The following is a 20,148-nucleotide window of genomic DNA, read 5'->3' on the forward strand; positions in this document are numbered from 1 at the left end:
GTTTTCAGCCCTGTATTGAAAGTAGCACGACAAATACCGTTCCAAGACTTGCTTCTGGGACGGTTTTTTTATGCACGGCAACATTTGCCGATTTGGGCTAGGATAGTGCCCATCATTCTCAACTGCACGCTGCCATGCCAAACTTCGCTGCCAACCTCAGCATGATGTTTACCGAACTGCCCTTCCTGGAGCGTTTTGCCGCCGCCAGGGAAGCGGGCTTCGACGCCGTCGAATTCCTGTTTCCCTATGCCGTCGAGGCGCGGCAGATCGCCTTGCGGCTGGAGCGTCACCAGTTGCAGCTGGCCGTCTTCAACTTCCCGCCCGGCGACTGGGAACATGGCGAACGGGGCATCGCCTGCGATCCGCGCCGGGGCGAGGAATTCCGCAGCAACGTGCAACTGGCGCTCGACTACGCGCGGGTGCTCGGAGCGAAGCAGCTGCACTGCATGGCCGGCATCGTGCCGCCCGGCATGAGTCTGGAGCGGGCGCGGCAAAGCCTGATCGGCAACCTGCAATTTGCGGCCGACGCCTGCCGTCCGCATGGCATCAACGTGCTGATCGAGCCGATCAACAGCTACGACATGCCCGGTTACTTTCTGAACCATAGCCAGCAAGCGGCCGACATCATCGCCGACTGCCAGCGCAGCAATATCTTCCTGCAATATGATATGTATCACATGCAGCGCATGGAGGGAGAGCTGAGCAACACCATCCGCGCCCTGCTGCCCCTGATCCGCCACATCCAGATCGCCGACACGCCAGGCCGCCATGAACCGGGCACGGGCGAGATCAACTACCGCCATTTGTTCAAGCTGCTGGACCAGGTCGACTACGCGGGTTGGGTCGGCTGCGAATATCGTCCCGCCAGCGATACCGTGGCAGGACTGGGCTGGCGTGAGCAATTGACGGGCACATAAGGCATATAGGGCGCAAAGCACGCCTGATCGCAGCACGCTTGCGCCCGCACAAGGCGGGCCGCACAGGCCGGTACCACAATACCTTTCCATACAGTATTTCCTGTCGAGAGGTGACGTGTCTACCGTGCCCGCCCGCCTTCGCCGCGCCCTGTGCCTGAATGTCTGCCTGGTGATTGTGCTGGGCGGCTGCGCCACCGCGCGCCCTGAGCTGGCGCAAGTGCGCGCCCTGGCCGCCGGCACCGCTGCCCTGAACGCTTTCAGCGAGCTGTCGCAGCGCCATGTGGACAGCTATCAGCGCGCCCGCCCCTATCTGTCAGCCGCCGAAGAGGTGCGCGAACGCCTGCTCGATGCGCAGCGCCGCGCCGCGCAAGCCGATGTCGCCCGCCTGGCGCAAGCCGTGCGCCTGTACCTGCAGGCGCTGGGCCGGCTGGCGAATGCCGATGCGTATGACGTGCAGCCCGAACTGGCCAGCGCCGGCGCCGCCATCCGCGCCTGGCCGGGCAGCGGCATCGACGACCGCCATGTCAGCGCCTACACCCTGTTGCTGCAGCAACTGTCGCGCCTGGGCGGGGCGGCCAGTCAACACGCGCACCTGGCGCAAGTGCTGCACGACGGCGACGCGCCGCTGCAAGCCCTGCTGGCCGCGCTCGACAGCTTGCTGGCGCTGTACGACAAAAGCGGCGACAACGAGCGCGACATGGTGCTCGGCTTGCTCGAAGTGGAAATCGCGTATGCCGACACGCCGCAGCAGCGTCTGCTGGCCGTGCTGGCGAAAAACATGCAACAAAGCAAAACCGAGGAATATCGTTTGTATGGCTTGCGCCACACCCTGGCGCGCCGGCAACTGGCGGCACTGGCACGCGACCACGCCCACCTCGCTGCCGCCCTCAGCACCACGGAGGCAACATGGACGGATCAGTAGACAGCGAACGCCGCGAAGCGGCTCTCAGCAGCGCCAGGCGCGTCGAGCAACTGGCCGACAGCCTGTCGCAGGCGGCCGTCACCCTGCATGGCGCCGTCATGCGCGCCATCCGCAAGCGCGCCAGCCAGGGAGCAAACGGCATCAGCCACAGTCAGGCGCAAGCCGTCTTCGCGCTGGAAGTGGCCTTGCGCCAGCAAGCCAACCAGCTGTATGCCGATGCCGCCGGGCACACGGTGGCCGGCCTGGATACGGCGCAGCGCCAGCTCAGCGGCCTGCTCGATACGGTGCGCCTGCGCATCGCCCGCAACGACGATGTGCGGCACTGGATCAGCCTGGCAACGAGCTTGTTACATATGGGCAGTGCCGTCCTCGCCGGCAATCCCGAGCGCATACTCCGCACCTTGGGCAAGGTGCGTGAGCGGCTGCAAGAGATGGCGCCGGACTGATTGAAATCGGCCGGCCAGCGCCTATACTGGGACGTGCCCATCTGCAATCGTGCTTGTGGGGGCGAGGACCAGAGGAGACCAACATGCGTATCGAAGCGTATGTGCAATTCAATGGAAATTGCGCGCAAGCGCTGGAATACTACCGCCAGCATCTGCATGGCACAGACCTGTGCCTGATGCCGTATCGGGGTTCGCCGGGCCAGGAGCAAGTCAAGGCAGACTGGTACGACAAGATCATGCACGGCTCCGTGCAGCTGGGGCCGACCATGCTGATGGGCTCGGACGGTGGCTGCCAGGAAGATGGCGCCAAGGGCATGAGCGGCTGCTGCGTCTGCCTGACCCTCGACACGCCGGAGGAAGCGGAACGGGCCTTCGACGCGCTGGCGCGTGACGGCAACATCCAGATGGCGCTGACGGAAACGTTCTGGGCCCGGCGCTACGGCATGCTGAAAGACCAGTTCGGCGTGGCCTGGATGATCAACTGCCTGAAAGAACCAGCATAGAATGGCCAGCGCCAGCCTGCGCCGCGTCAAACGCGGCGCGGGTAATCTCGCAAGCAGAGTTGCCCATACTGGACTACCATGATGGCAGTAAGCTCTTACCGGGTGATGGCCATGAATGGATTGCCGCAAGACCAACTGCAGCGCCTGCAAGGCGTGCTGGAGCAACGCAAGCTGGCGTTGCTGGAACAGCTAAAGAATGAAGCGGCCGAGGCGGACGCGCGCGCCTCGCTGCTCAATGAAATCGAAGCCTCGCCTGCCGACAACGCCAGCGTGCGCACCTTGAACGCCCTCGTCAGCGAAGCTGCCGAGCACAACCTGGCGCAGCTGGCCGGCATCCGGCAAGCGCTGGCCAGCTTGGCCGATGGCAGCTACGGCCTGTGCGACAACTGCGGTGAAGCCATCGGCCTGTCGCGCCTGAACGCGCGCCCCGAAGCGCGCCTGTGCATCGATTGCCAGACGCGGCTGGAAAAAGCCGGGCGCTCCGTCCCATGACGGCTGTGCAAGCACAAAGGGCAAGGCATCGCTGCCCTGCCCCCTGCTTTCCATCTTTGCTGCCATGTTGCCTGTCGTCCCCCGCCCGCCTCTGTGTGCCGGCTGGGTGGACGGGTCTCCTCTACTGCCATTGCCCTGCTGCAAGCTGCGCGCTTGCATAACTCAGTTTGTTTCACTCAGTTTATTTCACTCAGTTTGCTTCGCTCAGTTTGCTTAACTCATGTGCTGTCCGCCATTGATGGCGATGTTCGCGCCGGTGACAAACGCCGCCTCGTCGGATGCCAGGTAAGCCACCAGGGCCGCCACCTCGTCCGGCTCGCCCAGGCGGCCCAGGGGAATTTGCGGCAAGATCTTCGTTGCCAGGATATCGGCCGGCACGGCCGTCACCATCTGCGTGCGCAGGTAGCCGGGCGAGACCGTGTTGACGGTGATGCCGTGGCGCGCCACTTCCAGCGCCAGCGCCTTGCTGAAGCCATGCACGCCCGCCTTGGCGGCCGCGTAGTTGCACTGACCAAACGCGCCCTTCTGGCCATTCACGGACGAGATATTGATGATGCGGCCCCAGCGATTGGCCAGCATCGGCTCGAGCACCTGCTTGCTCATGTTGAACAGGCTGTCGAGATTGGTGCGCATGACCTCGGCCCAGTGCGGCAATGCCATCTTGCGCATGCTCTGGTCGCGCGTGATGCCGGCGTTGTTGACCAGCACGTCGAGCCGCCCAAACTGCGCCAGCACGCGCGCCACGGCCTCGCTGCAGGCAGCGAAATCGCTTACGTCGATGGCCAGCGGATGAAAATAATACTGCTGCGCCTGCTGCTCGTCGAGCCAGCTCTCCACCCGCGTGTTACCCGGCGTATGCGCCGCCATGACGGCAAAACCTGCCGCATGCAGGCGCCGGCACAAGGCCGTGCCCAGGCCACCCATGCCGCCCGTGACCAGCGCTACCTTTTGTTCCTTCATTGCTGTCTCTCCCCGCTTGTTATGATTGTTCTGCGTGGGATCAAGTGTAGGAGCAGTTTTTAGCGCCGGCCTTGCGCCAGATCAAGGGCTCAGCGTGATGCAGTCGTGCGCGGCTGGCGCCCCGGTCTGTGCCAGAATGGCCGCTACTGCACAGCGAGAGGCCAGCCATGACGTATAAGACCGTATTGCTCCACATCGACGACAGCGCAGGGCGCGCCGCCCGCATCGAAGCGGCCGCCAGCATCGCCCAGGCTTGCGGCGGCCACCTGACGGGCGTGGCGCTGACGGGCGTGTCGCGCCTGCTGTACCAGAACCAGCCCGACCTCGATGCCGACCCGAACCTGAGTCTGCACCTCAATTTCCTGCGGGAACGGGCGACGCGTGCCCTCGATGGTTTCGAGGCGCAGGTGCGCGCGGCAGGCGTCGCCTCCTTCGAACAGCGCGTGATCGACGACGAGGCGGCGGGCGGCATCAGCCTGCTGGCCCGTTATGCGGACCTGGTTGTCATCAGCCAATACAATGCCAAGGATAAATCGCCGTCCGTGATGCGCGACTTTCCCGCCTATGTGCTGTTGCATTCGGGCCGCCCGGTGCTGATCGTGCCGTATGCGCCGCCGCTGCCCCTGCTGGCGCCGCCGGCAGCCGCGCGCAATGTGCTCATTTCCTGGAATGCCAGCAAGGAAGCGAGCCGCGCCGTGAGCGCCGCCCTGCCCCTGCTGCAGCGCGCCGGGCAAGTCCACGTGGCCATCTTCGACGCCCAGGTGCATGCCGCCGAGCATGGCGAACAGCCGGGCGCCGAACTGACGCACTACCTGGCGCGCCACGGCGTGGAAGCGCGGCTGCATTTGCTCGACGGCGGTGGCGTGCGGCGCGGTGATATCGGCGAAGCACTGCTGTCGCAGGCCTCCGACCTGTCGGCCGACTTGCTGGTGATGGGAGCGTATGGCCATTCGCGCCTGCGCGAAACCATCCTGGGCGGCGTCACGCGCACGATTCTGCAAAGCATGACGATCCCCGTGCTGATGGCGCACTAAGCCATGAGGAAAACGGCAAGGCTAACTGCCTTGCCAGGGCTGGCTGCGGATCTTCGCCACCTGGCGCTGCGCCAGCCACTGCCACAACTGCAGTGCATCGTCCTGCGGGAGGGCTGACATGTGGCGCGGGCTGGCCAGGGCGATTTCGCAATCGCGGTCCGACCATTCCTCGAAAGTGACTTCGCCTCCGCTAGCGACCTCGACCTGATACATCAAGCCGTCGTCGTAGCCAAAGCGCAACAAGACAGCGGCCGGACTGCCGTCCGGCGTGACGCTGCCGCCGCGATACACCTCGGCCAGCGCATCGGCCAGCTGTGCTGGCGAAGGCGCGCAAATATCGCGCCCATCGGCCCGTGTCAGAATGAACCATGCCTGTGTCATGACGCGCCCTCCTATCCATACTCGTTAGCATGCGAGGCAAGTACTGCAGGCAGTCACCTTGGTCCAGTGTCACTTCGGGCGCGCGGAAACTATCCCTGTCGGCATTGTGTACCAATAATTACTCATACTAACAAGGATCATACCTAAATTTCGAGCAGCGCGGCAGATATGCAATAGCACGGCAAATACGCCGATTCACGCCACCAGCACGGGAATGCTGAGCGGATCGAAGTCGTGCCAGTCGCCATTGGCGATCGTGCCTTCCGCTTCCTCGATATGCTCGGCGCCCAGCCGGTGCAGCGCCTCGAGCGCCCGTTCACGTTCGTCGAGGCCGCCCAGCGCGACGGCGATCAGCATGCCAGGCTGGCGTGGCCGGCGGCGGTTTTCGCCGTTGTCCTCGGCCTCGCCGGCATCCTTCATCTTGTTGAAACTGTAGAGTGAACCCACGTGGGCGCCCACCAGCGCCCCCACCACCGGGCCCAGCGGCCCCGTCGCCAGCGTAGCGGCTGCGCCGATGCCCGCGCCCACCGCAGCCCCGACGCTCACGCCTTCCACCACACCTTCCGGCGTCTCTTTGGCGCCGGGCGACATGTCGCGGTCGCCACCGAGCGCGTGCAAGTCGTGCTGGCCAGGCTGGCTGACAAAGAAAGCGCTGATGCGGCGGTCGGGAAAACCCGCCTGGTTCAGGGCGGCGCGCGCGGCGTCTATCTGTTGCTGCAACTGAAAATGACCTGCAATGATGCGTGACATGATACGGCCCTCCTGATCGGCTGCTGGCGCACCGTGCGCCGCTACGATAGCGTGCGCCGAACAGCACCCGCAGACCGTACGCCTGCGCACACAGTTGCGCAATCATGCGGATACGCCATCTTGCCCAGCCACGTGGAGATGCTGGCGGCCACCGAAATGGAGCCGGCAGCGACGGTCATCCGATGAAACTGTTCGGCTCGTCCATGTCCGGCGTACCACCGTCCGGCTCGCCCTTCGCCTTGGTGGCGGCCCGCTGGTCCGCTTGCGCCGCCTGCGTGAAGGCGATGCGGGTCAATGACAGGACGGCGAAGCGAAGACGGGGCGGCATGGGATTGCTCTGATGGCATGCAGCATGCCCCATTCGACTGTGATGCCATCATTTTCACAAAGAAATCTTTTTACCCTCGCTTCTACGTAAATCATCTAAGGCGCCAGCGCATTCGGCTTACCGCCCAGACGCAGGATCGCCGCCCTGGCGCCTACGGCGCCCGGATAGCGGGGATCGAGCTGCAGCGCCTGGCGATACGCTGCCACCGCCTGCGGGCGCAAGTCTTGCTCCACATAAAACTCGGCCAGGCTATCGTGCAGATTCGCGTCGCGCGGATGCAGACTGACGGCCGCCTGCAGCACAGCCATGCCCTGTGCCACGGCGCCGCTGCCTTTCAAGCGGTAGGCTTCCAGGTTCAGCGCCACCGGGCTGGCCGCGCCCAGCGGATCGCAGGCCAGCGCCAGGCGCAGGGCGGCGAGGGCCGGCTCCGTCTTGCCGGCGCGCAGCAAGGTCAATCCTTGCAGCGCATGCGCGCCATCGCTGAGCGGATACAGCGCCACGGCCAGGCCGCTGGCCGCCAGCGCCGCCTCCGCGTCGCCACGTGCGGCCGACGTTTGCGCCAGCTCAAGCAATTCGGGCACGAAATCGGGATAGGCGCGCTGGCCGCGGAAGGCCATGTGCAAGCGGCTCTCGAGTGCCGCGAAGGATGGGGAGGCGGCCGGCCAGGCGATGGCGGCGGTGCGGTCCCAGCTAGCGGCCAGGGCCACGATGGCTTGCTCGAAGGCAGGAGCGAAGCGGGGCAAGCTGCCGTCCGCTGCGCCTTGCGACAACAGCACATAGTCGCGCGCAAACGCCAGCGCGCCACCGCGTGAATACGTGTCCAGGTCGATGCCCGAGTGGCGCAGTGCCTCGGCCATGCTGGCGCCGGCCGCCAGGAAAACTCTTCCGCCTGCGGGATGGCGGGCCGCTTCGATGAAGGCGCGCGCCGCCCTGGCGTCCGGCGCCAGGGCCTGGCGGTTGATCTGCGTAAATGCCTCGCGCGTGGCGGCCGCATCGGCATACGGTGCATGCGTGCGCTCGGCGTAGGCCCTGCCCTCCTCGAACAGTCCTTGCGCCACCTGGTAATCGCGCTGCGCGCCCGCATCGGCGATATACGTGTTCAGCTGCCACGGCTCGCCCGTGACGACTTCGAACAGGCGCTGCACGAAGGCCTCGGGATTGACGCGCTCGAGATTGGCGGCGACGGCAATGGTGAGCTTGCGCGAGGGAAAACTGAACAGATAGGTGACCGTTTCCGGCTGCTGGCCGCTGTGGGCAATGGCGTAGCGCCCGCCCGTGGGAACGATTTCCCAGCCCATGCCGTAGTTCGTCAAGCGGCCCGCACGCGTGGCCATCGGCTGCACCATGGCGGCCACGCTGGCCGCCGACAGGATCTTGCCTTCGTGAACGCCCCTGCCGAATGCCAGCATGTCGGGCACGCTTGAGCGCGTGCCGCCGGCCGAGAAGCGGCTGCTGATATCGACGAATTCCGAATTCTTCCATTCCTTGCCGGCCAGCCGGTAGCCGCGCACGCGATGGGCAATCACGGCATCCGGGTCGTCCATCACAGTGGCGTCCATGCGCAGCGGCCCCCACACATGGCGCCGCATGTAGCCGGCATAGCTTTCACCCGAGGCGCCCTCGATCACGGCGCCCAGCAGATTGTAGCCATAACTGGTGTAGCGGAAGCGCGTACCCGGTTCGGCGACCAGGTCGAACTGCGCGAAGACGGCGATGGACTGGCGCGTATCCTTGTGCTCCTTGAAATGCTGTTCCAGCTGACTGTTGCGGTAGGCATCAATGCCGCCCAGGTGGCCCAGCAGTTGGCGCACCGTCACGGGAAACGCTTTGACGGGGAAATACGGCACATAGGCTTGCACGGGTGAGTCCAGGTCGACCTTGCCTTGTTCGACCAGCTGGAGGATGGCCACCGCCGTCATGGGCTTGGTGACGGACGCCAGCCGGTAGCTGGAGCGGGCCGTGGCCGGCACGCGGTTTTCCAGGTCCGCATAGCCATAGCCTTTTACCCATTCCACGTCGCCCTGGCTGAAACCGACGGTCACGCCGGGGATGCGCTCCGCGCCCATGCGCCGGGCCACCCAGCCGTCGAAATCGGCCAGGCGCGCGGCCAGCGCAGGGGAGGGAGCGGAAGTGGCTTGCGCCGCGCCGCAGAACAGCGCCAGTGCGCCAACGAAAACGTAGTATTTGCAGCTTTGCATAGTCATTAATCCATGGTGAGGGCCGTGTGCACAGCACGGCGCTGATACATGGTAAGTATCTTTCACACATCATTGGCTGGCTGTGCACGAAATGCACGTGAGGCGCACGAACGGCACCGAAGTTGATGAAAATGTTGCAAAAGAGCAGCTACAATGCCCGCCATGCCCTCCTTCTTTCGCTACCTGTTACGGTACTGCCTTGCCTGGTGCCTGGCCTTGCCCTCTTTCGCCTGCGCCATGCATCCGCTATCGCTGGACGCAGGCTGGCGCACCTGCGGCAACACGCCGTCTGCGCCCGCCTCGCTGCAGCAGTTGGTCCAACCGGGCCAGTTGCAGTGCGTGGAGCGCGAGGTCACCTTGACAGCCACGCCCTCGTCGACGCAATTGCTGGTGCTGTCGGCGCTGGCTTCCAGCGAGCTGTGGCTCGATGGCGTATGGATCGGCAGCAATGGCCAACCGGCCCGTCAAGCGAGCGGGGAACGCGCGGGCGACATCGATTTCGCCATTCACCTGACGCCACAGCAGTTGAGCATGGGCAAGCACCATCTGCGCCTGCTGCTGTCGACGCAGCAGGCGCCGGCGCAACTGGCGTCACCATTGTATGCGCTGTACCTGGTCGACCGGCAAGACTACCGCGTGGCGCTGGCCTGGTACCGGCTTCCGCCCCTGCTGCTGGCCGGGGCGCTGGGCGCCGCCACCCTGCTCTTCCTGGCCTTGACGGTGTTGTACCAGCGGCAGCGGCACTGGGCCATGTTTGCCGCGCTGTGCCTGGTGGCGACGCTGCTGCTGGTGGTGGAACTCTGGCGCAGCCTGACCGGCTATGCCTATCCCTTGCACATGCCGCGCCTGTATGCCGTCAGCGCCCTGACATGGCTGTTTTCCGCCTTGCTGCCCCTGTATTTTCATACGGCTTACCGCCTGCCACGCTGGCCGCTGGCGGCGGCAGTGCTGCTGGCGGGCATCGCACTAGCCGGCGCGCTGCCCACGCATTTCGACGCGCGCTGCTGGCTGATGTTCTTGACGGGCCTGGCAGCGAGCCTGGCGCTCAACCTGGGCGCCCTGTGGCGCCGGCTGCCGGGCAGCCGTGGCGGCACGCTGATCGCGCTGGCCTCGTGCGCCCTGTTCCTGCTGACGGGCAGCCAGTTCGCCGAAGGCGGCTTCGCCCTCGTCGTGTGCTTTTTGCTACTGCCCCTGTGCGCGCAACTGCTGGCCCAACTGCTGCGCGACCGCAGCAAGGCGGCGCGCGCCCAGCAGCTGGAAAACCAGCTCTTGCGCAAAAGCATGCAGCCACATTTCCTGATGAATTCTCTCAGCCTGATCAGCGAACTCAACGCGCAATCCCCGCAGGCGGCCGAAACCTTCATCGAGGCACTGGGCACCGAATTGCGCATGCTCAACGAGTTTGCCCAGCAGCCCAGCATTGCCCTGACGCAGGAACTGGCCCTGTGCGAGAATTACCTGCGCATCATGAGCACGCGGCTGCAGCAGCCGTGCCGCCTTCAGCTCGATGGCGAAGCGGCTGGCATCACCGTGCCGCCCGCCATGTTACTAACAGCACTGGAAAATGCGTTCAGCCACAACCGCTACCGCCACGGCGTATCCTTCCTCCTGCACAGCGCCAGGCTTGCGAAAACGCACATACTTACTTTGATCCTGCCCGAAGGCGTAACACGCCCGCATGCGGGCAGCGGCGTGGGCGAACAGTACATCCGCGCCAGCCTGCACGCCGTGTTCGGCGACGCCGCCAACTATGTCAGCGAACAGCAGCCGGCAGGCTGGCGCCTCAGCTTTACCTTGCCGGTGGCGCCATGAATGTGTTGATACTGGAAGATGAACCGCTGATCGCGCAAGGCCTCGAACGCGAGGTGCGCGCGCATTTCGGCGCGCGCCTCAACAATCTCATGCTGCATGACAATGTACCGCAAGCCCTGGCCGCTCTGACGCAGCACGAGATCGACTTGCTGCTGCTGGACTTGCACCTGCACGGCGCCGACGGCTACGACTTGCTGCGCCTGGCCGGTGGCGCCCCGTTCCAGACCATCATCGTCTCGGCCCACGCGGAACGCTCGATCACGGCGTTCGAGTTTGGCGTGCTCGACTTCGTCGCCAAGCCTTTCAGCCGCGAACGGCTGCACAAAGCGCTACAGCGCTATACGGGACGGCACACGGAAGCCGCCTCGCTGGCAGTCAGGAAACGGGGAACGCTGGAATGGATCGCCATGGCCGACATCGACCATGTGCAAGCCGATGGCCATTACAGCAATATCGTGCTGCGCAGCGGCGAACAGTGCTTTCACGACCTGGCGATCGACAAGCTCATGGCCCTGCTGCCGCCCCACTTCCTGCGCGTGCACCGCTCCTATATCGTCAACAGCCTGGGCTTCAAGCGGCTGCAGATCGCCGCGGGCGGCAAATACGCGCTCGACACGCAAACCAGCACGGGCATACCTGTCTCGCGCAGCAGCTATCCCGCGCTGAAACAGCGGCTGCTGGGCTGAAGTCCCCGCTTACCAGTGCTGGGCAAAGTTGGGGAATGGCGAGGCCATGTGTTCGGGCTCCACCGGCGGCGCCATCCAGTCGCGCGGGTCGACCTTGTAGTACTGCAAGAATTGTGCATACAGTTCTTCGTGGTGCTCGGCCATCTGGTAGGGCTTTTCAAAGAAGGTTTCCGTGGCCACGGCAAAGAATTCGGCGGGATTGGTGGCGCCGTAATGGTCCATCACGCTTTGCTGCTGAACCATGGCATCGTGGCGCAGCTTGTCGAAGTCGCGCGATAGCACCGTGGCCCAACTGCGGTAGCTCGACACGCTGGGCAAATACGGCGCGCCATTCGCGGCGCCCGATTCGCTGTCGAGCTGGTGGGCAAATTCATGCAGCACCACATTCTGGCCATCGGTCCAGTCGGCTGCACCGCGCTGCACGTGGTCCCAGGCCAGCACCACGCGGCCATCGCCCCAGGATTCCCCCAGCAAGCCGTTGGCCGATGGCGTCACCACGCCGCCCGGCCCGACTTCATCGCGCGTGACGATGAATTCGTTCGGATACACGAGGATGGTGTCGAGTTCCGGATAGACCTGGGTCTGGCGATTCAGCAGCAACAAGCAAGCCTGGCCGGCGATGGTGTAGCGCATCTCGTCCGTCATCTCCAGGCCGCCGCAACCGACGAATTTCTTTTGATACAGGAATTGCACGACGAGGTGGCGCAACTGCTCCTGCAGCGGCGCCGGCATATGCCGGTAGACGGGAATATTGCTTTCCAGCACAGCCAAGCCTTCGGCCGGCAAGGGTTTGGCCAGGGCCCGCTTCAACCGCCAGCGGGGCAACCACAGCGACAAGGCGATGCCGGCCGTGACGAGAGCGATCCACAGCAGCGGATTCATGCGGCGGCCCGCTTCAGGACGACGAAGGCAAGCGGGCGGGAGAACAACACGGCGGCGTAGGCAGACAAGGACAAGCTCCTTCAAGTGAACCCGCGCGTTGCGGGCAGCAGTCCAGCCCACATGGGGATGCTTGCAGTCTTTTCAATCCGACTACGTCCGACGGCCCGCCCGAACGCCAAAAGCCGGGTGTAACCCGGCTTTCATTGCAACGTCACAATACCTGAAAAACCGCCAGGTATTACTCAGCCGATTTTTGCTGCGGCGCGCCGAACAGCGCAGCGACGAGCGGATCGCGCGTCACGGGACCGCGATTGACGCGGATGGCGTAATGCGTGTCATCGGCCAGGATGTGGAAGTGGCGGCCGCTGCCTGCCATGCTTTGCTCGCGCAGGCCCGGACGGTCTTTGCGCGGTGGCGCACCTTCGCGTTTCGGCTGGACGATGGCGGCCAGGAAGGCGCGCACGCGCTCAGGATCGGGCGTCAGCTGGTACACTGCCTTGCCCAGATAGGTGGCGGTGCCTTCGATGTAGCGGGCCAGTTCGATCACGCCCGCTTCGCGCAGGTCGCGGATGTATTTGCGGGCGCCCGATGGCGAAAATTTGAGGAACCAGGCGATTTCGTCGGCCAGCATCTCGTGCAGCGACAATTCGCCTATCAGCTTTTGCATGTTTTCGATGCGACGCAGGGTGGCCGACGTCGAACGCACGCGCTCGATCGGTGCCATGGAAATGGGATTCATGCGCTCCGGGGGGATCGGTGCTGCGCGCTCTACCATTTGCGAGCCTTTTTCGGGGCTACGAAGTTCCTGGTGCACTGCCTTTAATTCGCTCTTCACGTGAGACTGAGTCATTGCATGCATTTGAATACTCCTTTTAAACGATTGCCGGTAGCCCGGATTGTTAAGTTCTTGGCAATTTTTATACCAGAACACCACGAATCCTGAGCGTCTGAGCACAGAATGCCCGTGTCAGCGGCTGCGGTCTGTGCGTTAACGAACATTAGAAGCAAGAAAGTGAGAAATATTGCCCTACTGAATTCTTTCTCTCGTGACATCTAACAATGACATCTAAAAAACGCTGTGCCCCACTCTGCGCTCCCATTCATGGCGCAAAGTGAAATAGCGAACAGAAGCGGAAGCATCATTGCAATAAATTCAAGCTTCGTGCGCGGCGCCCGCCGCCGGCATCGCGAACCTTCGACTCTTGCAAAGGAAACATCATGAAAATACCCGCCCTGTTGACCGCCGCCTTGCTCGTCACCCTGTCCGCCTGTAACAAGCCGGCCGAAGCGCCCCTGCCCGAAACGGCGCCCAACCCTACTTCCGTCCCACAAGTGATGCCTGCCCCCGTCACGCCAGCCATGCCGGAAACGGGCCCTGGCAGCACCACGCCGCCTGCGCCGCTGACCGATCCCGCCACCGCGCCCGCCCTGCCGCCCGCCACGGCGCCGAAGTAAAGCCTACAGACGAGGCCGTCTGACGGCGATCCATCCGGCGCCCGCGCGGCGCCACAGCTACTCCACGGGGGAGTTACGCGTTGCCAGCCTGTTCGCAACGCGTTTTTTTACGATTGGAGTCGGCCACGCCATTTAGGTTCAGCTGCAATGCACCCGCAAGCCACCATCGAAGCCGAGCGCCAAAAATGCGGCATTCCGCACAGGCTTTGCCCTCTTCGTGCGGAAAGGCGGAATATCGCCATTTCTCATTTTCAACAGATTCAAATTAAACCTTTATAAACAATCACTTGCAATAAACGCCAAAATGCGCTCCACTGGCACGGAAGATGCTTTTATATTTTCATAGTCGCCACCAGAGCGGCAGCCTCACCCAATATAAAAACCATCTACCTTTTGGAGACAACAGCATGGCAAGCACCTTCCGCATCTCGTCCTTCCTGAACACCAAGGCTCTGGCCGTGGCCGTCGCACTGGCCGCGCAATTCCCGCTGGCCGTCCATGCGGCCGACCTCGTACGCCTGGGCAACCTGAAATTCGCCCATTACGGCGCCGTCGCCTATATGAAGGAAATCGCGCCGAAGTACGACTTGAAAATCGAAGAGCGCATCTTCGCCAAGGGCCTCGACATCGTGCCAGCCATGATCGCCGGCGAAATCGACGTCTCCGCCAGCGCGCTGGAAGCAGCCATCACGGGCCGCGCCACGGGCTTGCCCGTGTACCTGGTGGGCGGCTTCGCCAAGGGCGGCGTGCAGATCGTCGGGCGTCCCGACCTGAACATCAAGGGCATTGCCGACCTGAAGGGCAAGAAAGTCGGCGTCACGCGCGGTGGCCCACAGGAAATCCTGCTGTTTGCCGAACTCACCAAGGCCAAGCTGACCTGGTCCGACAAGCCGGGCAAGGACGTGCAGATCCTGTACATGGGCTACCCAGACCTGAACCAGGCGCTGCTGACCAAGGATATCGACGTCATGAGCCAGTCCGAGCCCTACTCCACGCAGGCGATCCACAAGAAATACGGCGCGGCCATCATCAAGCCGTATGACACGCCACTGGGCGAGCCCGTGCGCGCGCTGGTGATGACGGAAAAGATGTACAAGGAAAAGCCGGCCGTGGCCCAGCGTTTCATGGATTGCTTCGTCGCCGCCACCCGCGCCTTCCTGGCCGACCCGAAACTGGCGGAAAAGTACGTGCGCGAATCGATGTTCAAGAACCAGATCACGTCCGAGGATTACCGCGATGCCATCGACAACGCCATCTTCACGGAAGACATCACGCAGAGTCACGTACAGCTGACCACCGACTACATGATGAAATTCGGCGTGGGCCGCATGGCCAAGCCGCCTGCCGCCCAGGATTGGGTCAAGCTGGACCTGCTGGAAAAAGCCAAGAAAACCTACGCACCTCGCTAATCTGAAAGTGTCACGATGAATATTCAAATGATGAAACGCTTCGCGCACGGTGCCATCGTGCCCGTGGTCGTGTTGCTGTTCTGGCAAGCGCTGTCCACGTTCGGCTGGATCAACCCGCAAATCCTGCCCTCGCCCGTGGCCGTGCTGGTGAAATGGTATGAATACCTGATTCCCATGCAAGCGTACACGCCCGAAGCGGGCAATTACCTGGTGTGGATGTTCTCCGGCGAACTGCCGCACGACGCCTGGGCCAGCCTGTCGCGCGTGCTGGGCGGTTTTGCCATCGGCGCCGGCCTGGCCTTGCCGCTGGGCCTGCTGATGGGCACCAACAAGACCATCTATAAACTGTTCGACCCGCTGGTGCAGGTGCTGCGTCCGATTCCGCCCATCGCCTACATTCCGCTGGCGATCCTGTGGTTCGGCCTGGGCAACCCGCCCGCCTTCTTCCTGATCAGCATCGGTTCCTTCTTCCCCGTGCTGATGAATACCATCGCCGGCGTGCGCCAGGTCGATGGCATCTACATCCGCGCCGCGCGCAACCTGGGCGCCAGCCAGATGACCATGTTCCGCCGCGTCATCCTGCCGGCCGCCACGCCCTACATCCTGGCCGGCGCGCGCATCGGCATGGGCACAGCCTTTATCGTCGTGATCGTGGCCGAAATGATCGCCGTCAACAGCGGCCTGGGTTTCCGCATCCTCGAAGCGCGCGAGTACTTCTGGTCTGACAAGATTATCGCCGGCATGTTTACCATCGGCCTGTTCGGCCTGGCCATCGATATGGCCATGAATGCCCTGAATAACCATTTGCTGCAGTGGCACCGCGGCCTGGAACACTGAGAGGAACGGCCATGACCACGATCAATATCAATGCAGTCAATAAAATCTTCACCACGGGCGGCGCCGACGTCATCGCCCTGAAGGATATCAACCTGGAAATCGCCAGCGGCGAGTTCATCTGCCTGCTGGGGCCGTCCGGCTGCGGCAAGTCGACCCTCTTGAACGCCATCGCCGGCTTCTCGCAGCCGACGTCCGGCCAGATCCTGGCCGGCGGCAAGCTGATCACCGAGCCTGGTCCCGACCGCGGCATGGTGTTCCAGGAATACGCGTTATTCCCTTGGATGAGCATCGAAAGCAATATCGCTTTCGGCCTGGAAATCGCCGGCAAGACACCGGCCGAAATCCGCGAACGGGTCGACATGCTGCTGAGCATGCTGGGATTGACGGAATTCCGTGCCCGCTACCCGAAAGACTTGTCGGGCGGCATGCGCCAGCGCGTGGCCATCGCCCGCGTACTGGCCCTCGATTCGCCCATCATGCTGATGGATGAACCATTCGGCGCGCTCGATGCCTTGACGCGGCGCAACCTGCAAGATGAATTGCTGAAGATCTGGAAAGTCTTCGGCACTACCATCGTCTTCGTCACGCACTCGATCGAGGAATCGGTCTACCTGGCCGACCGCACCATCGTCATGACCTACCGTCCCGGCACCATCAAGCGCGACGTGGCCATCGCCCTGCCCCGCCCACGCGACCCGAGCGACCCGGAATTCAACCGCATCAAGCGCATGCTGGGCGAGATGGTGATGGAAGAGCAGCAGCGCCATCACAATGCGGAGACGATGGCAAGTACGGCAGACTGATAGTATGTCTGATGAATGAGCAGCGGGGCAGTGCCGTCTGGCCTGCCCCCATCAACCCGACACACGGAGCACCATGGCATTCGGCAAATGGCCCCTGAGACAAGTGCTCGGCCCCCTGCTGGCCTTGGGGTCGCTGGTCGGGCTGACGTGGGCGTCGTATGCCTGGGTCAAGCAGCGCCAGCTCGATGAATTGCACCGCACCCTCGATTCGCGCGCGGAACTCTACGCGGCGTCCATCGGCGGCGCTCTGAACAAGTACGAATTCCTGCCCCTGGCCGTGGCCCAGAGCGATGCCGTGGCGCAATTGCTGGAACAACCCAGCACCGACAAAGTGGCGCAGATCAACGCCTACCTGGTCGACATGAACCACCGCGCGGGCGCCTTTGCCGTCTACGTGCTCGATGACAAGGGCACGACACTGGCGTCGAGCAACTGGCAAGACCGCAGCTCCTATGTGGGCGTCAACTATGGTTTCCGGCCCTACTTCAAGGATGCATTCGCGGGCGGCATCGGGCGCTTCTACGGCATCGGCTTCTCCACCTTCGAGGCCGGCTATTTCATTTCGCAGCCGGTGCTGCGCGACGGGCGCATCATCGGCATCGTCGCCGCCAAGGTCAACCTGGACTGGATCGAGCAATCGTGGCGCACACCCGGTGCGGGCGAGCAGATCTGGGTCAAGGATGCGAATGGCGTGATCATCCTGGCCACCACACCAGCCTTCAAGTTCAAGACCCTGGCCCCGCTATCGCCGGAAGCGAAGAGCGATATCAGCGCACAGCGCCAGTTCCTGCAGGAAAACCTGCCCATTTTGCCGCACAAGCTACTGCGCCAGTTCGCCGATGGCGCCAGCGTGATGACCCTGGAGCGCCCGCAGGCTGGCGACACGCCGGCCCTGTCCGGCAGCGCCGAGAAGGTGAACTATCTGGCCGTGAACCGCGCCCTGGGTCCGCTGCAATGGCAGATCACCGTACTGGCCGAGCTCGATCAGGTGGACGAGGCGGCGCGCAACGCGGCCATCGCCGCCGCGCTGGGCTGGGCCTTGCTGCTGCTGGCCCTGATGTATGCGCGCCAGCGCCGGCGCCGCATCGCCGACAAGCTCAATGCGCAACAAACCCTGGCACGCGCCTATGAACAGCTGGAAATCAAGGTCGAACAGCGCACGGCCGACCTGGTGCACGCGAACGGCCGCCTGCAGGCGGAAGTGGCCGAGCGCGAGCGGGCCGAACAAACCTTGCGCTATGCGCAGGCGGAACTGGTGCAAAGCGGCAAGCTGGCGGCCATCGGCCAGATGGCGGCCGGCGTCACGCACGAGCTGAACCAGCCGCTGGCCGCCCTGCAAACCTTTTCCGACAATGCCAAGGTGTTCCTGGCGCGCGGACGCATCGATGATGCGCTGGACAACCTGTCCACCATTTCCGACCTCGTCAAGCGTCTCGGCTATGTCACCTCGCAACTGAAAGGCTTTGCGCGGCGCAGCGACGATGCGCGCAAACCCGTCAGCGTGCGCCAGGCGTTTGCGCAAACCATGCTGCAAATCCGCACGCGCAAGCACTCGCAGCGTTTGACCCTGCATGAAAGCTGGCTGGAGGACGACATCATCGTGCTGTGCAATGCCATCGGCCTGGAACAGGTGTTTACCAATCTGATCACGAATGCCATGGATGCCGTGCCGGAAAGCGAACCCGTGCAAATCTGGTTCCAGGTACGCCGGGAAGGCGACCTCGCCGTGCTGCATATCACCGATAATGGTCCCGGCATCCCGCTGGCCTCGCTCGACAAGATCTTCGACCCCTTCTATACCACCAAGGAACACGGGCTGGGCTTGGGATTGTCGATCAGTGCAGGCATACTGCGCGCGGCCGGCAGCGCACTGGCCGTGCGCAACCGCAGCGCGCAGGAAGGGGGCGGCGCACAATTTACCATCACCCTGAGCTGCGACCCGGGGGAGAGAGACGAAGGAAACATCTGATGCACGAGAATAATTTTGAAGGCATGCAAGTGCTGCTGGTGGAGGACGATGCCGTCGTACGCAAAGGCGCCCGGCAATCGCTGGAACTGGCGGGCTTGCAAGTGACGGCCGTCGCCACGGCCGAAGAAGCGCTGCCCTACCTGGTACCCGAATTTGCCGGCATTTTATTGAGCGATATCAAGCTGCCCGGCATGGATGGATTGAAACTGCTCGATATCGCCGTGGCGCAGGATGCCAGCCTGCCCGTCATCCTCGTCACGGGCCACGGCGACGTGTCGATGGCCGTGGGCGCCATGCGCCGTGGCGCCTACGATTTCATCGAAAAACCGTTTTCCGCCGACTTGCTGGTGGAAGTGTGTCGCCGCGCGCTAGACAAGCGCCATCTGGTGCTGGAAAACATGAACTTGCGCCGCCAGCTCGAACAGCGGGTCGGCATCGAGGCGCGCATCGTGGGCCGCAGCGCAGCCATGGCCAAGGTACGCCAGCTGGTGCTGAACCTGGCGCCGAAGTCGGCCGACATCATCATCCTGGGCGAAACGGGAACCGGCAAGGAACTGATCGCCCGCTGCCTGCACGACTTCAGCGAGCGGCGCGACCACCCTTTCGTGGCCATCAATTGCGGCGCCCTGCCCGAATCGATTTTCGAATCGGAACTGTTCGGCCACGAAGAAGGCGCATTTACGGGCGCGCAGCGCCAGCGCATCGGCAAGATCGAATACGCCAACGGCGGCACCTTGTTCCTGGACGAAATCGAAAGCATGCCGCTGGCCCTGCAAGTCAAGCTGCTGCGCGTGCTGCAGGAACGGCAAGTGGAACGCCTGGGGTCGAACAAATTGATATCCGTGAATTTCCGCGTCATCGCCGCCGCCAAGGAAGACTTGAATGTGCTGGCCGAACAGGGCAAGTTCCGCCCCGACCTGTATTACCGCCTGAACGTGGCCAGCCTGACCCTGCCCGCCCTGCGCAACCGGCGCGAGGATATCCCGCTGCTGTTCGAATTCTTCGTGCTGCAGGCCGCATTGCGCTATGGCCAGCCGGCCGCCCTCGTCAGCGGCGAACTGATCGCATCCCTGATGGCGCAACGCTGGGCCGGCAATGTGCGCGAGCTGCACAATGTGGCCGACCGCTTCGTGCTGGGTTTGCTTGACGACACCCTGAGCCCGGCCGGTTGCCGCGAAGCCTCGCTGGCCGAGCAAGTCGACACCTTCGAAATTTCCATCATCGAAGAAGCCTTGCGCCGCCACAACGGCAACGTCATCGATGCCGCTGCCAGCCTGAATATCCCGAAGAAAACCCTGTACGACAAGCTCAAGCGCTTTGATATCTCGACGGAGCAATTCCGTTAATCAGTAGCAAGTAGCCGA

At 63.4% G+C, this 20,148-nt stretch carries 21 protein-coding genes; 14 read left to right on the forward strand and 7 right to left on the reverse strand.

From position 1 onward, the window contains the following. Nucleotides 1-134 precede the first annotated feature (134 nt). The 5 genes from otnI to K0F85_RS12395 all read left to right on the forward strand — a co-directional run bounded on the left by otnI (nt 135) and on the right by K0F85_RS12395 (nt 3,280). Entirely contained in the window at nt 135-917 is a 783-nt protein-coding gene (gene otnI, locus K0F85_RS12375) for a 2-oxo-tetronate isomerase (protein WP_219116299.1), read from the forward strand. A 124-nt stretch (nt 918-1,041) separates the two neighbouring features. Next, nucleotides 1,042-1,839: a hypothetical protein gene (locus K0F85_RS12380; protein WP_219116300.1), complete on the forward strand. Its 798-nt coding sequence runs from the start codon at nt 1,042-1,044 to the stop codon at nt 1,837-1,839. Beyond that, the gene (locus tag K0F85_RS12385; RefSeq protein ID WP_219116301.1) at nt 1,824-2,285 is read left to right on the forward strand and encodes a hypothetical protein; all 462 of its coding nucleotides are present in this window, start codon (nt 1,824-1,826) and stop codon (nt 2,283-2,285) included. Before K0F85_RS12380 ends, K0F85_RS12385 begins: the two co-directional genes overlap by 16 nt. 83 nt (nt 2,286-2,368) lie before the next feature. Continuing rightward, nucleotides 2,369-2,788, forward strand: a complete 420-nt coding sequence (locus K0F85_RS12390) for a VOC family protein (protein ID WP_219116302.1) — start codon at nt 2,369-2,371, stop codon at nt 2,786-2,788. Nucleotides 2,789-2,866: 78 nt separating this feature from the next. After that, nucleotides 2,867-3,280, forward strand: coding sequence for a TraR/DksA family transcriptional regulator (locus tag K0F85_RS12395; RefSeq protein ID WP_257572724.1), 414 nt, complete (start codon nt 2,867-2,869; stop codon nt 3,278-3,280). Between the two features lie 213 nt (nt 3,281-3,493). Here the strand turns inward: K0F85_RS12395 and phbB are convergent, their stop codons facing one another. Next, a complete protein-coding gene (gene phbB, locus K0F85_RS12400) occupies nt 3,494-4,240 on the reverse strand; it encodes an acetoacetyl-CoA reductase (protein ID WP_219116303.1) in 747 nt (248 codons plus the stop codon). A gap of 167 nt (nt 4,241-4,407) precedes the next feature. Between phbB and K0F85_RS12405 the strand changes: the two genes are divergently transcribed. Further along, complete coding sequence (locus tag K0F85_RS12405) at nt 4,408-5,274, forward strand: universal stress protein (RefSeq protein WP_219116304.1); 867 nt, start codon at nt 4,408-4,410, stop codon at nt 5,272-5,274. Between the two features lie 21 nt (nt 5,275-5,295). Here K0F85_RS12405 and K0F85_RS12410 read toward each other — a convergent pair whose 3' ends face one another. The 4 genes from K0F85_RS12410 to K0F85_RS12425 form a co-directional block, all read right to left on the reverse strand. Next, a complete protein-coding gene (locus tag K0F85_RS12410) occupies nt 5,296-5,655 on the reverse strand; it encodes a hypothetical protein (RefSeq protein WP_219116305.1) in 360 nt (119 codons plus the stop codon). Nucleotides 5,656-5,850: 195 nt separating this feature from the next. Continuing rightward, nucleotides 5,851-6,405: a glycine zipper domain-containing protein gene (locus K0F85_RS12415; protein WP_219116306.1), complete on the reverse strand. Its 555-nt coding sequence runs from the start codon at nt 6,403-6,405 to the stop codon at nt 5,851-5,853. Between the two features lie 175 nt (nt 6,406-6,580). Continuing rightward, nucleotides 6,581-6,733 (reverse strand): hypothetical protein, encoded by a 153-nt coding sequence (locus K0F85_RS12420; protein ID WP_219116307.1) that lies wholly within the window; start codon nt 6,731-6,733, stop codon nt 6,581-6,583. Nucleotides 6,734-6,828: 95 nt separating this feature from the next. Beyond that, nucleotides 6,829-8,931, reverse strand: a complete 2,103-nt coding sequence (locus tag K0F85_RS12425) for a serine hydrolase domain-containing protein (RefSeq protein WP_219116308.1) — start codon at nt 8,929-8,931, stop codon at nt 6,829-6,831. A 153-nt stretch (nt 8,932-9,084) separates the two neighbouring features. On the opposite strand from K0F85_RS12425, the gene K0F85_RS12430 reads away from it, so the two are divergent. Both K0F85_RS12430 and K0F85_RS12435 read left to right on the forward strand, forming a co-directional pair. After that, nucleotides 9,085-10,743, forward strand: a complete 1,659-nt coding sequence (locus tag K0F85_RS12430; RefSeq protein WP_219116309.1) for a histidine kinase — start codon at nt 9,085-9,087, stop codon at nt 10,741-10,743. Next, nucleotides 10,740-11,429, forward strand: coding sequence for a LytTR family DNA-binding domain-containing protein (locus tag K0F85_RS12435; RefSeq protein WP_219116310.1), 690 nt, complete (start codon nt 10,740-10,742; stop codon nt 11,427-11,429). Before K0F85_RS12430 ends, K0F85_RS12435 begins: the two co-directional genes overlap by 4 nt. 9 nt (nt 11,430-11,438) lie before the next feature. On the opposite strand, the gene K0F85_RS12440 is transcribed toward K0F85_RS12435, so the two are convergent. After that, nucleotides 11,439-12,311 carry a zinc-dependent peptidase gene (locus tag K0F85_RS12440; protein WP_219116311.1) on the reverse strand — a complete coding sequence of 291 codons (873 nt, stop codon included), beginning with the start codon at nt 12,309-12,311 and terminating at the stop codon, nt 11,439-11,441. Between the two features lie 238 nt (nt 12,312-12,549). Next, on the reverse strand, nt 12,550-13,050 hold the full coding sequence (locus K0F85_RS12445; RefSeq protein ID WP_223278908.1) for a winged helix-turn-helix domain-containing protein: 501 nt from the start codon (nt 13,048-13,050) through the stop codon (nt 12,550-12,552). Between the two features lie 479 nt (nt 13,051-13,529). Here K0F85_RS12445 and K0F85_RS12450 point away from each other — a divergent pair, with 479 nt between their 5' ends. From K0F85_RS12450 to K0F85_RS12475, 6 genes are all read left to right on the forward strand, one after another. After that, on the forward strand, nt 13,530-13,766 hold the full coding sequence (locus tag K0F85_RS12450) for a hypothetical protein (RefSeq protein ID WP_219116313.1): 237 nt from the start codon (nt 13,530-13,532) through the stop codon (nt 13,764-13,766). A gap of 407 nt (nt 13,767-14,173) precedes the next feature. Continuing rightward, nucleotides 14,174-15,175 carry an ABC transporter substrate-binding protein gene (locus tag K0F85_RS12455; RefSeq protein WP_219116314.1) on the forward strand — a complete coding sequence of 334 codons (1,002 nt, stop codon included), beginning with the start codon at nt 14,174-14,176 and terminating at the stop codon, nt 15,173-15,175. A gap of 27 nt (nt 15,176-15,202) precedes the next feature. Then, nucleotides 15,203-16,012, forward strand: a complete 810-nt coding sequence (locus K0F85_RS12460) for an ABC transporter permease (protein WP_373917182.1) — start codon at nt 15,203-15,205, stop codon at nt 16,010-16,012. Nucleotides 16,013-16,023: 11 nt separating this feature from the next. Beyond that, on the forward strand, nt 16,024-16,815 hold the full coding sequence (locus K0F85_RS12465; protein WP_219116315.1) for an ABC transporter ATP-binding protein: 792 nt from the start codon (nt 16,024-16,026) through the stop codon (nt 16,813-16,815). A gap of 73 nt (nt 16,816-16,888) precedes the next feature. Further along, nucleotides 16,889-18,784 (forward strand): ATP-binding protein, encoded by a 1,896-nt coding sequence (locus tag K0F85_RS12470; protein ID WP_219116316.1) that lies wholly within the window; start codon nt 16,889-16,891, stop codon nt 18,782-18,784. Continuing rightward, nucleotides 18,784-20,130: a sigma-54 dependent transcriptional regulator gene (locus K0F85_RS12475; RefSeq protein ID WP_034758888.1), complete on the forward strand. Its 1,347-nt coding sequence runs from the start codon at nt 18,784-18,786 to the stop codon at nt 20,128-20,130. Before K0F85_RS12470 ends, K0F85_RS12475 begins: the two co-directional genes overlap by 1 nt. Nucleotides 20,131-20,148: the final 18 nt, after the last annotated feature.

Source organism: Janthinobacterium sp. UMAB-56 (assembly GCF_900095265.1).
GTDB lineage: Bacteria > Pseudomonadota > Gammaproteobacteria > Burkholderiales > Burkholderiaceae_D > Janthinobacterium.

Bases quoted from the DNA above. Each gene is read 5' to 3' on its own strand.
- K0F85_RS12405 (WP_219116304.1), top strand. From the start codon at position 4,408: ATGACGTATAAGACCGTATTGCTCCACATCGACGACAGCGCAGGGCGC.
- K0F85_RS12470 (WP_219116316.1), top strand. From the start codon at position 16,889: ATGGCATTCGGCAAATGGCCCCTGAGACAAGTGCTCGGCCCCCTGCTG.
- K0F85_RS12395 (WP_257572724.1), top strand. From the start codon at position 2,867: ATGATGGCAGTAAGCTCTTACCGGGTGATGGCCATGAATGGATTGCCG.
- K0F85_RS12430 (WP_219116309.1), top strand. From the start codon at position 9,085: ATGCCCGCCATGCCCTCCTTCTTTCGCTACCTGTTACGGTACTGCCTT.
- K0F85_RS12435 (WP_219116310.1), top strand. From the start codon at position 10,740: ATGAATGTGTTGATACTGGAAGATGAACCGCTGATCGCGCAAGGCCTC.
- K0F85_RS12440 (WP_219116311.1), bottom strand. From the start codon at position 12,311: ATGAATCCGCTGCTGTGGATCGCTCTCGTCACGGCCGGCATCGCCTTG.
- K0F85_RS12455 (WP_219116314.1), top strand. From the start codon at position 14,174: ATGGCAAGCACCTTCCGCATCTCGTCCTTCCTGAACACCAAGGCTCTG.
- K0F85_RS12445 (WP_223278908.1), bottom strand. From the start codon at position 13,050: ATGAATCCCATTTCCATGGCACCGATCGAGCGCGTGCGTTCGACGTCG.
- K0F85_RS12415 (WP_219116306.1), bottom strand. From the start codon at position 6,405: ATGTCACGCATCATTGCAGGTCATTTTCAGTTGCAGCAACAGATAGAC.
- K0F85_RS12420 (WP_219116307.1), bottom strand. From the start codon at position 6,733: ATGCCGCCCCGTCTTCGCTTCGCCGTCCTGTCATTGACCCGCATCGCC.
- K0F85_RS12475 (WP_034758888.1), top strand. From the start codon at position 18,784: ATGCACGAGAATAATTTTGAAGGCATGCAAGTGCTGCTGGTGGAGGAC.
- K0F85_RS12410 (WP_219116305.1), bottom strand. From the start codon at position 5,655: ATGACACAGGCATGGTTCATTCTGACACGGGCCGATGGGCGCGATATT.
- K0F85_RS12450 (WP_219116313.1), top strand. From the start codon at position 13,530: ATGAAAATACCCGCCCTGTTGACCGCCGCCTTGCTCGTCACCCTGTCC.
- phbB (WP_219116303.1), bottom strand. From the start codon at position 4,240: ATGAAGGAACAAAAGGTAGCGCTGGTCACGGGCGGCATGGGTGGCCTG.
- otnI (WP_219116299.1), top strand. From the start codon at position 135: ATGCCAAACTTCGCTGCCAACCTCAGCATGATGTTTACCGAACTGCCC.
- K0F85_RS12390 (WP_219116302.1), top strand. From the start codon at position 2,369: ATGCGTATCGAAGCGTATGTGCAATTCAATGGAAATTGCGCGCAAGCG.
- K0F85_RS12385 (WP_219116301.1), top strand. From the start codon at position 1,824: ATGGACGGATCAGTAGACAGCGAACGCCGCGAAGCGGCTCTCAGCAGC.
- K0F85_RS12425 (WP_219116308.1), bottom strand. From the start codon at position 8,931: ATGCAAAGCTGCAAATACTACGTTTTCGTTGGCGCACTGGCGCTGTTC.
- K0F85_RS12465 (WP_219116315.1), top strand. From the start codon at position 16,024: ATGACCACGATCAATATCAATGCAGTCAATAAAATCTTCACCACGGGC.
- K0F85_RS12460 (WP_373917182.1), top strand. From the start codon at position 15,203: ATGATGAAACGCTTCGCGCACGGTGCCATCGTGCCCGTGGTCGTGTTG.